This is a genomic window from Tissierella sp. QWL-11, assembly GCF_058683765.1.
Genome location: NZ_CM178750.1, coordinates 684,958 through 699,498 on the forward strand (window position 1 = coordinate 684,958; position 14,541 = coordinate 699,498).

At 31.3% G+C, this 14,541-nt stretch carries 16 protein-coding genes and 1 riboswitch; all 16 genes read left to right on the plus strand.

Features of this window, described 5'->3' with window-relative positions:
* Positions 1-127 precede the first annotated feature (127 nt).
* Complete coding sequence (gene secA, locus AC4PG3_RS03310; RefSeq protein WP_492197650.1) at positions 128-2,866, plus strand: preprotein translocase subunit SecA; 2,739 nt, start codon at positions 128-130, stop codon at positions 2,864-2,866.
* Between the two features lie 26 nt (positions 2,867-2,892).
* A protein-coding gene (gene prfB, locus AC4PG3_RS03315) for a peptide chain release factor 2 (protein WP_492197651.1) occupies positions 2,893-3,997 on the plus strand; the annotation gives its coding sequence in 2 pieces (ribosomal slippage) (positions 2,893-2,967 and positions 2,969-3,997; 1,104 coding nt in all).
* Between the two features lie 32 nt (positions 3,998-4,029).
* Complete coding sequence (locus tag AC4PG3_RS03320) at positions 4,030-6,135, plus strand: Tex family protein (protein ID WP_492197652.1); 2,106 nt, start codon at positions 4,030-4,032, stop codon at positions 6,133-6,135.
* Between the two features lie 12 nt (positions 6,136-6,147).
* Complete coding sequence (locus AC4PG3_RS03325) at positions 6,148-7,308, plus strand: amidohydrolase (protein ID WP_492197653.1); 1,161 nt, start codon at positions 6,148-6,150, stop codon at positions 7,306-7,308.
* Between the two features lie 50 nt (positions 7,309-7,358).
* Positions 7,359-8,858, plus strand: a complete 1,500-nt coding sequence (locus AC4PG3_RS03330; RefSeq protein WP_492197654.1) for a Na+/H+ antiporter NhaC family protein — start codon at positions 7,359-7,361, stop codon at positions 8,856-8,858.
* A 29-nt stretch (positions 8,859-8,887) separates the two neighbouring features.
* A riboswitch (FMN riboswitch) is annotated at positions 8,888-9,005 on the plus strand.
* An 83-nt stretch (positions 9,006-9,088) separates the two neighbouring features.
* A complete protein-coding gene (locus AC4PG3_RS03335; protein WP_492197655.1) occupies positions 9,089-9,694 on the plus strand; it encodes an ECF transporter S component in 606 nt (201 codons plus the stop codon).
* 162 nt (positions 9,695-9,856) lie between these two features.
* Positions 9,857-10,189 carry a nucleotidyltransferase family protein gene (locus AC4PG3_RS03340; protein WP_492197656.1) on the plus strand — a complete coding sequence of 111 codons (333 nt, stop codon included), beginning with the start codon at positions 9,857-9,859 and terminating at the stop codon, positions 10,187-10,189.
* Positions 10,155-10,481, plus strand: coding sequence for a HepT-like ribonuclease domain-containing protein (locus tag AC4PG3_RS03345; protein WP_492197657.1), 327 nt, complete (start codon positions 10,155-10,157; stop codon positions 10,479-10,481). Before AC4PG3_RS03340 ends, AC4PG3_RS03345 begins: the two co-directional genes overlap by 35 nt.
* A gap of 20 nt (positions 10,482-10,501) precedes the next feature.
* Entirely contained in the window at positions 10,502-10,630 is a 129-nt protein-coding gene (locus AC4PG3_RS03350; protein WP_492197658.1) for a hypothetical protein, read from the plus strand.
* Entirely contained in the window at positions 10,623-10,970 is a 348-nt protein-coding gene (locus tag AC4PG3_RS03355) for a hypothetical protein (protein WP_492197659.1), read from the plus strand. The genes AC4PG3_RS03350 and AC4PG3_RS03355 overlap by 8 nt, the downstream gene beginning before the upstream one ends.
* Before the next feature lie 51 nt (positions 10,971-11,021).
* Positions 11,022-11,378: a hypothetical protein gene (locus AC4PG3_RS03360; protein WP_492197660.1), complete on the plus strand. Its 357-nt coding sequence runs from the start codon at positions 11,022-11,024 to the stop codon at positions 11,376-11,378.
* Between the two features lie 69 nt (positions 11,379-11,447).
* Positions 11,448-12,398: a ribonuclease Z gene (locus tag AC4PG3_RS03365; RefSeq protein ID WP_492197661.1), complete on the plus strand. Its 951-nt coding sequence runs from the start codon at positions 11,448-11,450 to the stop codon at positions 12,396-12,398.
* 15 nt (positions 12,399-12,413) lie between these two features.
* Positions 12,414-12,629, plus strand: a complete 216-nt coding sequence (locus AC4PG3_RS03370) for a hypothetical protein (RefSeq protein WP_492197662.1) — start codon at positions 12,414-12,416, stop codon at positions 12,627-12,629.
* An 84-nt stretch (positions 12,630-12,713) separates the two neighbouring features.
* Complete coding sequence (tsaE, locus tag AC4PG3_RS03375; protein WP_492197663.1) at positions 12,714-13,169, plus strand: tRNA (adenosine(37)-N6)-threonylcarbamoyltransferase complex ATPase subunit type 1 TsaE; 456 nt, start codon at positions 12,714-12,716, stop codon at positions 13,167-13,169.
* Positions 13,166-13,855, plus strand: a complete 690-nt coding sequence (tsaB, locus tag AC4PG3_RS03380) for a tRNA (adenosine(37)-N6)-threonylcarbamoyltransferase complex dimerization subunit type 1 TsaB (protein WP_492197664.1) — start codon at positions 13,166-13,168, stop codon at positions 13,853-13,855. The genes tsaE and tsaB overlap by 4 nt, the downstream gene beginning before the upstream one ends.
* A 228-nt stretch (positions 13,856-14,083) precedes the next feature.
* Positions 14,084-14,536 (plus strand): ribosomal protein S18-alanine N-acetyltransferase, encoded by a 453-nt coding sequence (gene rimI, locus AC4PG3_RS03385; protein WP_492197665.1) that lies wholly within the window; start codon positions 14,084-14,086, stop codon positions 14,534-14,536.
* Positions 14,537-14,541 lie beyond the last annotated feature (5 nt).

A 14,541-nucleotide genomic window follows, 5' to 3' on the forward strand; every position in this document is an offset into this window, starting at 1 on the left:
ATAAAACTTATAAATTATAAAAAGTTGTAGCTTAAGCTGCAACTTTTTTGTATATACTCTAGTTGAAAGCTAAAGATATAAATGATAAAATAGTGTAGGTGTAAAAATTGAAAGGTGGTTAATTTAAATGGCAAGCTTTATCCAAAAGATATTTGGTACGTATAGCTCTAGAGAGTTAAAAAAGATTGACCCAATTGTAAGGAAGATTTTAGATTTAGATAAACAGATGCAAGGTTTGACAGATGAACAGCTAAAGGCAAAGACAATAGAATTTAAAAATAGATTAAATCAAGGTGAAACAGTAGATGATATATTAGTAGAAGCTTTTGCAGTTGTTCGAGAAGCATCCTATAGAGTCCTTGGAATGAAGCATTTTAAAGTGCAAATTTATGGTGGAATAATCCTTCATCAAGGAAGAATTGCAGAGATGAAAACTGGTGAAGGTAAAACTTTAGTTGCGACTTTGCCTGCATATTTAAATGCCCTATTAGGTAAGGGCGTCCATATAATTACAGTAAATGATTACTTGGCAAAAAGAGATAAATTATGGATGGGAAAGGTATTTGAATTCCTAGGATTAAAGGTAGGCTGTATAGTTCATGGTATAACAGGCAATGAGAGAAAAGATGCATATATGGCAGATATTACCTATGGAACAAATAATGAATTTGGTTTTGATTACTTAAGAGATAATATGGTTATATACAAGGAAGAAATGGCTCAAAGAGGCCAATTTTATGCCATAATAGATGAGGTAGATAGTATATTAGTAGATGAGGCTAGAACTCCTCTTATCATCTCTGGTAAAGGTGATAAGTCTACTAAATTATATGAGGCAGCAGATAGTTTTGTTAGGACACTTAAAGGAAGAATTTTAACTCAAGAAGAGACAAAAACAGATCCATTCAATAGAGAGATAAAAGAAGAAGTAGTGGACTTTTTAATAGATGAAAAGGCAAAGAGCTGTACTCTTACTGAAAAGGGAAATAAAAAGGCAGAGAGCTTCTTTGGTGTAGAGAATATGGCAGATATGGAAAATATGGAAATAGCTCACCATGTAAATCAAGCTTTAAAGGCTAGAAATATAATGAGAAAAGATAGTGACTATGTAATAAAAGATGGTGAAATCATTATAGTAGATGAGTTTACAGGTAGACTTATGTATGGTAGAAGATATAGTAATGGTCTACATCAAGCTATAGAAGCTAAGGAAAAACTAGATGTAAGATCTGAGTCAAAGACTCTGGCTACTATAACTTTCCAAAACTATTTTAGGATGTATGATAAATTATCTGGTATGACAGGTACTGCTAAAACTGAGGAATCAGAATTTAGAGAGATATATGATATGGATGTAGTAGAGATACCTACCAATAAACCAGTTATAAGAGAAGATCTTGCAGATAGTGTATATAAATCTGAAGATGCTAAATTTAATGCAGTAGTAGCAGATATAAAAGAAAGACACGCTAAAGGTCAACCTATACTAGTTGGTACTATTACCATTGAAAAATCTGAGCTCTTATCAAAATATTTAAAAAGACAGGGCATAGATCATGAAGTGCTAAATGCAAAGTATCATGAAAGGGAAGCGGATATAGTTGCTCAGGCAGGTAGATTTAATGCAGTTACAATAGCTACAAATATGGCAGGTAGAGGTACAGATATAGTTCTTGGAGGTAATCCAGAGTATCTTGCTAAAAGAGATATGAAAAAACAAGGATATACTGATGAGGTTCTTCAACTATTGGATGGTTTTATAGATACACAGAATGAAGAGATTCTAAAGGCAAGACAGGTATATGAAGATTTAAAAAATAAATATGAAGAAGATACAAAAGAGGAAAGTAAAAAAGTAATAGAAGCTGGAGGATTACACATAATAGGTACAGAAAGACATGAGTCTCGCCGTATAGATAATCAGCTTAGAGGTCGTTCTGGTAGACAGGGAGATACTGGTAGTTCAAGATTTTATATTTCCCTAGAAGATGATCTTATGAGATTATTTGCAGGGGAAAGATTAAAGACTATTATGGAAAATATGAGTATGCCTGAAGATGAACCTCTTGAGCATCCACTTCTTACTAAGACCATAGAGTCAGCTCAAAAGAAAGTGGAAGGCAATAACTTTGGTATAAGAAAGCATGTATTAAAATATGATGATGTAATGAATAAGCAAAGAGAAGTAATATATGGAGAGAGAAAGAAAGTTCTTGAGGGAGAAAACTTAAGAGACCATATATTCAATATGATTAAAGGATTGATAGATTCAAGTATAGAGATGTATACTATGGGGGCTAAATATCCAGAGGAGTGGGATATTGAAGGCTTAGAAAATCACATGGTAAAAATATTTGATTTCGAAAAAGATTTTTTAGCCGATTTAGATCGTTTGAATATGACTAAAGAAAGTCTATCAGAGCTTATATTTGAAAAGGCGGAATCTAAATATAAAAATAGGGAAGAAGAGTTTAAAGAAGAGAGATTTAGAGAAATAGAAAGAGTTATCCTACTACAAGTAGTAGATAAAAAGTGGATGGATCATATAGATGCTATGGATCAATTAAGACAAGGTATAGGACTTAGAGCATATGGTCAACAAGACCCAGTAAGGGCATATCAGATAGAAGGATTCGATATGTTTGATGAAATGACCAGTAGTATCTCTGAAGAAACTGTAAGATTTTTATATAATGTAGAAAATCCAGAAAAAGTAGAGAGAAAAAGAGTTGCAAACCCTATAAATCCTAATAAAAAAGAAGAAAATAAACCAGTAGTAAACAAACAAAAGAAAATTGGAAGAAATGATCCATGTCCATGTGGAAGTGGGAAGAAATATAAAAAATGTTGCGGTAAAAACATATAATTTTTAAGAAAGTAGGTTTTAAATCTATGCAAGATTTCTATATTAAGAGACAAGAGCTACAAGATTTAAGAGAGATGGTAGAAGAGATAGGTGTTTCACTTTGACTTAGATAGTCTAAGAGAAGAAGTAGCTTTAAATGAAAAATTATCATTTAAACAGGGGTTTTGGGATGACACACAAAAAGCCCAAAATATAATGCAAAAGATCAAAGCTCTAAAGGATAAGATCTCAGAGTATGAAGAACTTATAGGTGGCATAGAAGATTTAGAAATGCTTCTTCAGCTTATGGAGGAAGAAGAGGATTATGATGATTACAAAGAAGCATCAAAGTCTATAGATAAACTCTTAAAAAAGGGCGAAGAATTTAAATTATCTACACTTTTAAGTGGAGAACTTGATCAAAATAATGCTATATTGTCTATACATGCAGGGGCAGGTGGCTTAGAGGCTCAAGACTGGGCGCAAATGCTCCTTAGAATGTATAAAAGATGGGCAGAGAGTAAAGATTTCAAAGTTGAGACACTAGACCTTCAAGTAGACACAGAAAGTGGAATTAAATCTGTTACACTTTTAATTAAGGGATATAATTCCTATGGATATTTAAAATCTGAAAAAGGTGTCCATAGATTAGTTAGAATATCTCCCTTTGATAGTTCTGGAAAAAGACACACATCCTTTGCAAGTGTAGATATTTTCCCTGAATTGAATGAAGATGTAGAAGTTGAAATAAATGAAAAAGATCTGAAGGTAGATACCTATAGATCTTCAGGTGCAGGTGGACAACATGTAAATACTACTGATTCTGCTATTAGAATAACACATATACCTACAGGTATAGTAGTTCAATGCCAATCAGAAAGGTCACAGCATACAAATAGGCTTACAGCTATGAATATGTTAAAAGCAAAGCTTATACAGCTTAGAGAAGAAGAAAAAAAGGAAAAGATCGAGGATCTTCAAGGAAACTATTCTCAGATAGCTTGGGGTTCTCAAATTAGATCATATGTATTTCATCCATATAGTATGGTCAAAGACCATAGGACAGATGCTGAGGTTGGAGATACAGGTAGAGTTATGGATGGAGATTTAGATTATTTTATTAATGAATATTTAAAACAACAGGCTCTATAATAGAGCCTGTTGTTGGGTACAGGAGTGGTTAGATGGATATAAAAAAAATATTATTAGATGAATTTAAAATTAAAAGTATACACTTAGACAATGTGATAAGCTTACTTGATGAAGGAAATACTATTCCCTTTATAGCTAGATATAGAAAAGAAATGACAGGGGAAATGCAAGATACTACTCTTAGGGATTTATCCAATAGACTAGAGTATCTAAGAAATTTAGAAAATAGAAAAGAAGAAGTCATAAGATTAATAGATGAGCAAGAAAAGCTTACTGAAGAATTGGAAAAGAAGATTAAAAAAGCAAAAACGCTACAAAGAGTAGAAGACTTATATAGACCATATAAGCAAAAAAGAAGAACTAGAGCTACTAAGGCTAAGGAAAAAGGATTAGAACCTTTAGCAAATATAATTCTAGAACAAAAATTAGAAGGCAAAGATTTTGAAGAAAAGGTCTTAGAATTTATAGATGAAGAAAAAGAAGTTCTAACAAGGGAAGATGCTGTAAATGGAGCTATGGACATAATAGCAGAGATAGTAGCAGAAGATCCAGACCATAGATTGTGGATAAAGAATACTATATATAATAATGCTCATATAGATGTAGAGGCAGTAGAAAAAGAAGAAAAATCTGTATATGAGATGTATTATGAATACAAAGAACCAGTCAAGAAAATTCCAAATCATAGAGTACTTGCAATAAATAGGGGAGAAAAGGAAAAGAAATTAAAAGTCAATTTAGAGATAAATCAAGAAAATATAATTAAAAAATTGCAAAAGAGTATCACTACAAATCCTGATTGGAAAGAAAAAGAGTATTTAGAACAGGCTATAGAAGATGGGTATAAGAGATTACTATTTCCATCAGTAGAAAGAGAAATTAGAAGTGACCTAACTACAAGGGCAGAAGATGATGCCATAGATGTATTTTCTATGAATTTAGACCCATTACTAATGCAGCCACCTATAAAAGATAAGGTGGTAATGGCACTAGATCCAGGATTTAGAACGGGATGCAAAGTAGCTATAGTAGATGAAATAGGAAAACCATTAGACCATACGGCAATATTTCCACATCCACCTCAAAATAAAAGAAAACAGAGCAAAGAGACTTTAAAAGAGTTAATAAAAAAATATGATGTGAATATAATAGCTATAGGAAATGGTACAGCCTCTAGAGAAACTGAAAGCTTGGTTTCAGAACTTATCAAAGAGATTGATAGAGAAGTTTACTATATAATAGTAAGTGAAGCAGGAGCTTCAATATATTCAGCTTCAAAGATAGGTATAGAAGAATTTCCAGATTTGGATGTTACAGTAAGAGGAGCTATTTCAATAGCTAGAAGACTTCAAGATGCCTTGGCTGAACTAGTAAAAATTGATCCTAAACACATAGGAGTAGGCCAATATCAACATGATTTAAATCAAAAGAAATTAGATGAAGCACTTTCTGCAGTAGTAGAGGATGCTGTAAATACAGTTGGTGTAGATTTAAATACAGCAAGTAGTTCTCTTTTAAAATATGTTTCTGGAATATCTAATAAAGTTGCAAATAATATTATAGTATACAGAGAAGAAAAAGGAAGATTTAAATCTAGAAAAGAATTATCAAAAGTTAAAGGACTAGGTCCTAAGACATTTGAACAGAGTGCAGGGTTCCTACGAATTTCTGGTGGAGAAAATATACTTGATAATACAGGGGTACATCCTGAAACTTACGATATAGCATCTAAGCTTATAGAACTTGACTATCACAATATGGATATAGATGAGCTTTCAAAATCCCTAGATATAGGAGTGCCTACATTAAGAGATATTATAAAAGAACTAGATTCTCCAGGAAGAGATCCAAGGGACGAAGAAATAAAACCTATTTTAAGGCAAGATGTACTTAGTGTAGATGATCTAAAAGTTGATATGGTATTAAAAGGAACTGTTAGAAATGTAATAGACTTTGGAGCCTTTGTAGATATTGGAGTAAAAGAAGATGGTCTTGTACACATATCTCAATTATCAAATAAATTTGTAAAGCATCCAAAAGAAGTAGTAAGTGTAGGAGATATAGTAGATGTAAAGATAATAGATATAGACAAAGAAAGAGGTAGGATTGGTTTAAGTATGAAGGATCTAAATAAATAGGGGGGAGTTATAATGATACTTATAAAAAATGCTCGTATATATACTATGAAGGACGAAGTAATAGAAAATGGTTCTATATTAATAAAAGATGGAAAGATACAAGAAGTAGGTAAGGAGATAAATGCAGCTGATGCCAAAATAATAGACGCAAGTGGTAAAATGGTAACCCCAGGATTTGTAGAGGCTCATTGTCACCTTGGGATGTGGGAAGACGGTATAGGATTTGAAGGTAGTGATGGAAACGAAACTACTGACCCAATAACTCCTCAACTTAGAGCAATTGATGCCATAAATCCTATGGATAGAACTTTCAAAGAAGCATATGAAGGTGGAGTTACAACTGCTGTAACTGGACCAGGTAGTGCAAATGTAATAGGTGGTAGTTTTGCTGCCATAAAGACATATGGACATAGAATAGATGATATGATAATAAAAGAGCCTGTGGCTATGAAGATTGCCTTTGGGGAAAATCCAAAAAGAGTGTACAGTGACCAACAAAAATCTCCTATGACTAGGATGGCAACTGCAGCAATACTTAGAGAAACTTTATTTGAGGCAAAAGCTTATATGAAGAAAAAACAAAGTGAAGATGAGTCAAATCATCCAGATTTTGACATAAGGATGGAAGCTCTAATCCCAGTACTAAAAAAAGAAATTCCTCTAAAAGCTCATGCTCATAGAGCAGATGATATATTTACAGCTCTTAGAATTGCCAAGGAATTTGATGTAAATGTAACTTTAGATCACTGTACAGAAGGACATTTGATAAAAGAAGACTTAGCTAAAGAGGGAAAGGGCGCTATAGTTGGACCTTCATTAAGTGAAAGATCTAAATTTGAATTAAAGAATTTGACCTTTGAAACTCCAAAGGTATTAAATGAAGCTGGAGTAAAAGTAGCTATTACAACAGATTCTCCAGTAATTCCTCTACAATACTTACCTCTTTGTGCAGGATTAGCTCACAAAGCAGGAATGGATGAAATGGAAGCTTTAAAGGCAATTACTATAAATCCAGCTGAGATTATAGGAATAGATAATAGAGTAGGTAGTATAGAAGTAGGAAAAGATGCAGACTTAGTCATATTTGATAAAAATCCATTAAAGGATATAGATGCACATACATTTATGACAATTATAAATGGTGAAATAGTTTATAGTAGAGAAGAACAGTAATAGAACAAACAGATAAAATTAGACATTTACAAATTACAGAGGTGAAGAAAGTGGATTATGGTTGGTTATCAATTCTTCCACCAATTGTTGCAATAATCTTAGCACTTGTAACAAAAGAAGTAATTAGTTCCTTACTTGTAGGAATAATTGCAGGCGGATTGATTTTAAGTAGTGGAAATATATTAGTTATGTTAGAAACAGTTTTTGAACTTATGGGAAACCGATTAGGGGAGAATAGTCTAATGATTATTTTCCTTGCATTACTTGGTTCTCTAGTTATGGTTATGAATATTGCAGGAGGTTCATTTGCATATGGTAAATGGGCTAGTAAAAAGATAAAAAGTAAAAGTAGTGCAAAATTTGCAACCGCTATTTTAGGAACTTTAATATTTATAGATGATTATTTTAATTGTCTTACTGTAGGTGCTGTAATGAAACCTGTAACAGATGAAAATAATATATCCAGGGTGAAACTTGCACATATTATAGATTCATCTGCAGCACCTATTTGTATTCTTGCTCCAATTTCTAGTTGGGCAGCATCTGTAGTGGCAATTATAGGAAGTGCAGGTATAGAAAACCCTATGAAGGTATTTTTATCTACAATACCCTTTAATTTATATGCACTTCTTACAATCCTTACAGTTATGTACTTTTGTTTTTCAGATACAGAAATAGGGTCTATGCAAAAATTTGAAATAGAAGATACTTCAAGACTGAAAAATGAAGATGAAGTAGGATATGAGCATTCTGATAAAGGACAAGTAATAGACTTGGTACTACCAGTTCTTGTATTAATAGGAACTACAGTATTTTTTATGCTTAGAACAGGTGGATATTTTAATGGAGAAGGGATTTCTCTGGGAGCAGCCTTTGGTGAAGCTAATGTAAATTTATCCTTGGCAATTGGTTCAGTAATAGCAATCTTTACAGCTTTTATTATGTATATTCCTAGAAAATTGGTGACATTTGAAAGATTTATGAGTGGAATTGTTGAAGGAATGAAGTCAATGATTGGTGCAATAGTAATCCTAACTCTTGCATGGACAATAGGTGGAATAACAAGTGCAGATTATTTAAATACTGGTGGATTTATTGGAGGAAAACTTGCGGCAAGTACAGTTCCAATGTGGATTTTACCTTCGATAATATTTATGGTGGCTGCTTTTTTAGCTTTTTCCACAGGAACAGCATGGGGGACTTTTGGTATCCTAATTCCTATAATGGTACCTATACTTATGCATATGAATCAAATGGAATATTTGAGTATAATTCTTGCGTCCATATTTTCAGGTTCTGTATTTGGGGATCATTGTTCTCCTATTTCAGACACTACAATTCTCTCCTCAGCAGGAGCTGGATGTAATCATATTGATCATGTTCAAACTCAAATACCATATGCCTTAAGTGTAGCAGCAGCTTCCATAATTGGATTTATTATAGCAGGATTTACTAAAAATGTATTGATAACACTTTTGGTATCCACAATATCACTATTAATTATAATTAGTGTTATGAAGAGAATAACAAAGAAAAAATATTTGACTTAAGAAAAAAATAGAGTTATAATGAAATTATAATATATCTTCAGGGGGAGGTGCAATTCCTCACCGGCGGTAGAGCCCGCGAGCCATTTAAATGGTTGACTTGGTTAGATTCCAAGGCCGACAGTAAAGTCTGGATGAAAGAAGATAAATTAGACTATTTTTGTCTATCAACCCCGAAGAAAACTTCGGGGTTTTTTTAAATCCCGAAATACAATAAAAATGGAGGGATTTTTATGTACACATTGAGTAGAGATACTTGGACTACAAGAAACATGGTAAAGATGTCAGTTTTGGGAGTTATCTCCATGGTTTTGATGTTCTTTGATTTACCAGCATTTTTTGCACCACCTTTTTTAAAGATAGACCTATCAGATTTACCTTCTCTAATAGGTGCCTTTGCTATAGGACCTATGGCAGGAGTTATAGTACAGTTTTTAAAAAATATCTTAAATTTATTAATAGAAGGTTCTATAACTGGTGGAATAGGTGAATTATCAAATTTCTTAGTTGGAAGCATATTTGTATACGTATCAGGATTTGTATACTACAAAAAAAAGACTTTCAAATCAGCAATTATAGGCTTAGCATTAGGAATTTTAACTATGACTATATTTGCAACTCTTAGCAATTACTTTGTAATATTTCCACTATATGCTAAGATATTTGGATGGCCATTAGAAAAGTTAGTAGGAATGGGAAGTGCAGTAAATAAATTTGTAGTAGATTATAAAACTTTGATTCTTTTTGCAGTAGTACCATTTAATCTATTAAAGGGAAGTATAGTCTCTTTAGTAACTATACTTATATATAAAAAAGTATCACCAATACTTCGTAAATAAATAAAAGATAAAATAGATAAAATGTCTTAAGATATTTTATCTATTTTTTTGAATATTGGAAAGGTCTAAGGTCTAAGTTATGCTTCTTTATGTAGCAAGTTTATATTAATAGGGTATAATATAGATAAATATATTATTAAAGAATAATAGAGGTGAAGTGCTATGAATTCTAAAATTATTTCAGTTGAGGAAATTAAGGAAAATGTAATTCCGATATTAAGAAATTATCCAGTAAGTAGGGCAATATTATTTGGATCATTCGCAAAAGGAGAAGCTAATAAAAATAGTGACATTGATTTATACATTGATACTAACGGTAAATTAAAGGGGCTTGATTTTGTTGGGTTACTTGAAATTCTTGTTGATACTTTAGGAATAGACATAGACTTAATTGACAAATCACATATTGATACAGATTCATTGATTATACAAGAAATTGAAAGTGGGGGTATGATCATATATGAAAAATCAAAAGATTATTCAAAAGATAATTAACTATATTGATTCAATATTAAGATATACAGATAATATAGATTATTCTGAGTTTAGGAATAATAGTATGATGGTAGAAGCATGCGTATTTAATTTGAGTCAGATTGGGGAATTAGTCAATAAATTAGATAAGGAATATATGACAAAAAATCTACAAATACCCTGGTTTAAAATTAAAGGTTTAAGAAATAGAATAGTTCATGACTATGAAGGTGTAAATTTAAAACTAATATGGGAAATTATTGATACAGATATAAATACATTAAAACAACAGTTATTGAAACTAATTGACTAGATTTTTTTGAACATTGAGGAATGAAAGCTTTATCCTTTTTATTAAATCAAATCATAGATGAAGTGTTGTTAAGAGAAGATTTGTATGAATCAAAGAGAGAAGAATTTCTAAATAAATTATCTGGATTTAGGGTGAGATATAATGTATAGAATAGTATGTGAAAGTTATAAAAACTATAAAAAAGATTTCTTGCCAAATAATACTCTAGACTATAGGTATAAAGTAGCTGAGCCCTTGGAATTAATAGTAGATTTAGAAATATATAAAGAAGAAAAATTGGCAAATACATTGAAATATCGCAAACTAGAACATTTAATATATTTGTTAAAAGAAAATATTAATGAATATCCCAATTTTAAATCTTTTTTATGGAGTTTAGAATCCAGGTGTATTTATGGCAAGAACTATGAAGTTCTAGGAGACAAAGATTTTAAGGAATTAAGTAAGATCTTAAATATGTTTTTAAAATTATCTTATTGGGATTCATGAACACTAGTATTTAAACATGCAATAAAATAAATTTATATGGAGAGGATAAAATTGAGAAGAGGATTAGCTATTATTGTTATTATTCTTATATTATTAATAACCGGCTGTAGTTCCAATGAAAATGTTACTCATATGGGAGTAAATGCAGAAATTTTAGAAGTTAGCAATATTGTTAAAGGAATCGTTGTAAAAGGGTTAGATAAAAATAGTATTTTAGGAGAAGGGTGTTATATAAATTGTGAGGCACCAGATGTATATTTTCTTTATGTTAATAATACTTCAGGAGAAGTGACGGATATACAATTTGAGGATTTAATAGTGGGAGACAAAATAACTGTGGATGTAGAGTCAGTGGAAAATAAATATGCCTTAACTTCACGAGTTCAGCTTTTAACACAAAGGAAATGAGCATCTTCTATATAAAGCAAAAATTATCTAAATCTTAATTGGTAATTTCACTATAAAGGAATGATTTAAATGTTAGATATAACATTATTGGGAACTGGTGGAGGGATGCCTATCCCTGATAGATTTCTTTCTTCTTTAATTATAAACTATAAGGGAAGAAAGATTCTAATAGACTGTGGAGAAGGTACTCAAGTTGCCATGAGAAAAGAACATACTGGGTTTAAATCCATTGATATAATATGTATAACTCATTTTCATGGAGATCATATTCTAGGACTTCCTGGACTTCTTTTAACTATTGGAAATAGTGATAGGAAAGAACCTATTACTATAATAGGTCCTAAGGGAATAGAAGAGGTTTTAAATGGACTAAGAGTTGTAATTCCTTATCTTCCATACAGTATTAAAGTAATAGAAATGACAAAAGGAAAGTTAGATTTTAGTCTTTTACCTGAAGGATTAAATTTAAAAGAAGAAAATGATAATTTGGTAGAAGATGTTATAATTTCAGCACTGGAATTAGACCATTCTGCACCTTGTATCGGATATAGCTTTTATATACCCAGAAATCCTAAATTCGACCCTGAAAAAGCTCTATTAAATAAAGTTCCAAGAGAACTTTGGAAAATACTACAAAAAGGTCAAACTGTGGTGGATAAAGATAAAAAGTATGAGCCTGATATGGTATTAGGTAAAGGAAGAAAGGGTATAAAGCTAAGCTTTATAACAGATACAAGGCCTATTGATTCTATAGTAGGATTTATCAGAGAAAGTAATCTATTTGTATGTGAAGGAACTTATGGTGATAACAAAGACCAAGATAAGGCTATAGAAAACAAGCATATGACATTTGTTGAAGCCGCTAAATTAGCAAAGAAGGGAAATGTAGGTACTCTTTTATTTACTCATTTTAGCCCCTCAATAAAGATGCCTGAACAATATAAAGGGAATGCTACATCAGTTTTTAAAGATACAATTATAGGATATGATGGACTTACTATGAGTCTATCTTTTGAATAGAGAGGATGTATTAAAGTGAAGGATTTTATTGCCATATTTCTAGCTTGCTTTATGACTTGCATAATAGTGATAATATTTTTAGGGGAGCCAATCTTTAAAAATATTTGGCTTATTATTACAATGATTTCATTATTATTAGCTGTTTTAATTAAAGTTTTTATGAATCATGAAACTAGAATTGAAGAATTAGAAAAGAAAATTGAACTCTTATCTAGTGACAAAGAGGATTAAGGAATGTTTCCCAATCTCAATTATTGTCTACTCTCCATCTTAATGATATAATGATAGTAGTTTAAACTTGAAAGGCGGATAGTTTTGAAGAAGATCTTAAAAAACTTAGAAGATACAAAAGAATTTGGCATAGCTTTGGGAAAAGCTTTAAGACCAGGAGATATAGTCTGTTTAAATGGAGATTTAGGCGCTGGAAAGACTACCCTTACTAAATCCATAGGAGAAGGACTAGATGTAGAGGATTATATTACAAGTCCTACATTTGCCCTTATAAATGAATATGAAGGAAGATATCCAGTATATCACTTTGATACATATAGACTTGAAAATATAGAAGAGATAGATGATTTGGGATTTGATGATTATATATATGGAAGAGGAGTCTCTATAATTGAGTGGGGAGATAGAATAGAAAAATTTCTTCCTAAAGAAAAGATAGTAATAGATATTAAAAAAGGAAATAATAATGAAGAGAGAATATTAGGGATAAATGGATTTGGAGACAGATTTGATGAAATAATAGAGGAGTTAGAAAGATGAAGATACTTGGATTAGATACATCTACTATGATGGCAAGTTGTGCTGTAATAGATGAAAGGGAAGTCTTAGGAGAATACACCATAAATCAGGATATGGGTCATGCAGAAAATCTTGTACCTATGATAGAAGAAATGATGAAAAATATAAGTTTAAAAATAGATGATATAGATCTATTTGCTGTGGCAATAGGACCAGGTTCTTTTACAGGTCTTAGAATCGGAGTTGCTACTATGAAGGCCTTTGCCCATCTATTTAATAAGCCTATAATAGGGATTAATACTCTAGAGGCTCTAGGGTATAATTTAGGATTTCAAAATACAAGAGTTCCCATGATAGATGCAAGGAGAAATAGAGTATATACTGCCATATATTCTCTAGAAGATGGTAAATTAATAGAAAAGATGAAGACCAATGCAGTTGATATAGATGAATTAATAGAGATTTTAAAAGATGAAAAGGATATAGTTGCAAATGGAAATGGAACTCTGCTTTATAGAGATAAACTAGAAGAGGAATTAGGAGAAAATATTAGATTTGCAAGTTTAGCTCAAAATAGTCCAAGGGCAGTTAGTATATGTGAATTGGCTTTAGAAAAGTTTAAAGAAGGAAGAACAGATGATGCATTTACCCTTGCTCCAGATTATTTAAGAAAGTCTCAAGCTGAAAGACAATTAGAAAATAAATAATAGGAAAATTCTAGGCCGAATATATATTTTGTCTAGAATTTTCTATTTAGATGTTTTATAGATATAGATACTTTGTAATTTATTGGATTATTTTGCCAAAACTGTATGGCTCATTACCTTTAGGGGGAGCATAGTTAAACAAGCACAGACAAAAAATATGTAAACTACTATAGATATATTTATCTAAATTAGATACAATTATATAAAGAGATAAAAAGGGGTAATAGAATGGATATAAATATCCGAGATATGGAAATTAGTGATATAGATGATGTTTTAAAAATAGAAAGCGAGTCATTTTCTACTCCTTGGAGTAGAAAAGCTTTTTCAATAGAATTAAAGGAAAATAAACTAGCTAGATATATAGTAGCAGAAATAGATGAAAAGGTAGTAGGATATGGAGGTATATGGTTTATATTAAATGAGGGCCATATAACAAATATCGCCGTATTAAAAAAATATAGAAGCAAGGGAATTGGAAATAAACTTTTAGAAGGCCTTATTCGTAATTGTATAGAAAATGATATAGATAGCATGACTCTAGAAGTTAGAAATTCAAATATAGTAGCTCAGAACTTATATAGGAAATATGGATTTATAGATTCTGGTATTAGACCAGGATATTATTCAGACAATAAAGAAGACGCTATAATAATGTGGAGAAACAATAAAGAAAGGTGATTAAT

Excerpts from the sequence above, each read along its gene's own strand:
- AC4PG3_RS03340 (WP_492197656.1), top strand. The coding sequence starts at position 9,857 with ATGAATTCTAAAATTATTTCAGTTGAGGAAATTAAGGAAAATGTAATT.
- AC4PG3_RS03350 (WP_492197658.1), top strand. The coding sequence starts at position 10,502 with ATGAAAGCTTTATCCTTTTTATTAAATCAAATCATAGATGAAGTGTTG.
- AC4PG3_RS03355 (WP_492197659.1), top strand. The coding sequence starts at position 10,623 with ATGTATAGAATAGTATGTGAAAGTTATAAAAACTATAAAAAAGATTTC.
- AC4PG3_RS03345 (WP_492197657.1), top strand. The coding sequence starts at position 10,155 with ATGAAAAATCAAAAGATTATTCAAAAGATAATTAACTATATTGATTCA.
- tsaB (WP_492197664.1), top strand. The coding sequence starts at position 13,166 with ATGAAGATACTTGGATTAGATACATCTACTATGATGGCAAGTTGTGCT.
- secA (WP_492197650.1), top strand. The coding sequence starts at position 128 with ATGGCAAGCTTTATCCAAAAGATATTTGGTACGTATAGCTCTAGAGAG.
- AC4PG3_RS03320 (WP_492197652.1), top strand. The coding sequence starts at position 4,030 with ATGGATATAAAAAAAATATTATTAGATGAATTTAAAATTAAAAGTATA.
- AC4PG3_RS03335 (WP_492197655.1), top strand. The coding sequence starts at position 9,089 with ATGTACACATTGAGTAGAGATACTTGGACTACAAGAAACATGGTAAAG.
- AC4PG3_RS03365 (WP_492197661.1), top strand. The coding sequence starts at position 11,448 with ATGTTAGATATAACATTATTGGGAACTGGTGGAGGGATGCCTATCCCT.
- rimI (WP_492197665.1), top strand. The coding sequence starts at position 14,084 with ATGGATATAAATATCCGAGATATGGAAATTAGTGATATAGATGATGTT.
- AC4PG3_RS03325 (WP_492197653.1), top strand. The coding sequence starts at position 6,148 with ATGATACTTATAAAAAATGCTCGTATATATACTATGAAGGACGAAGTA.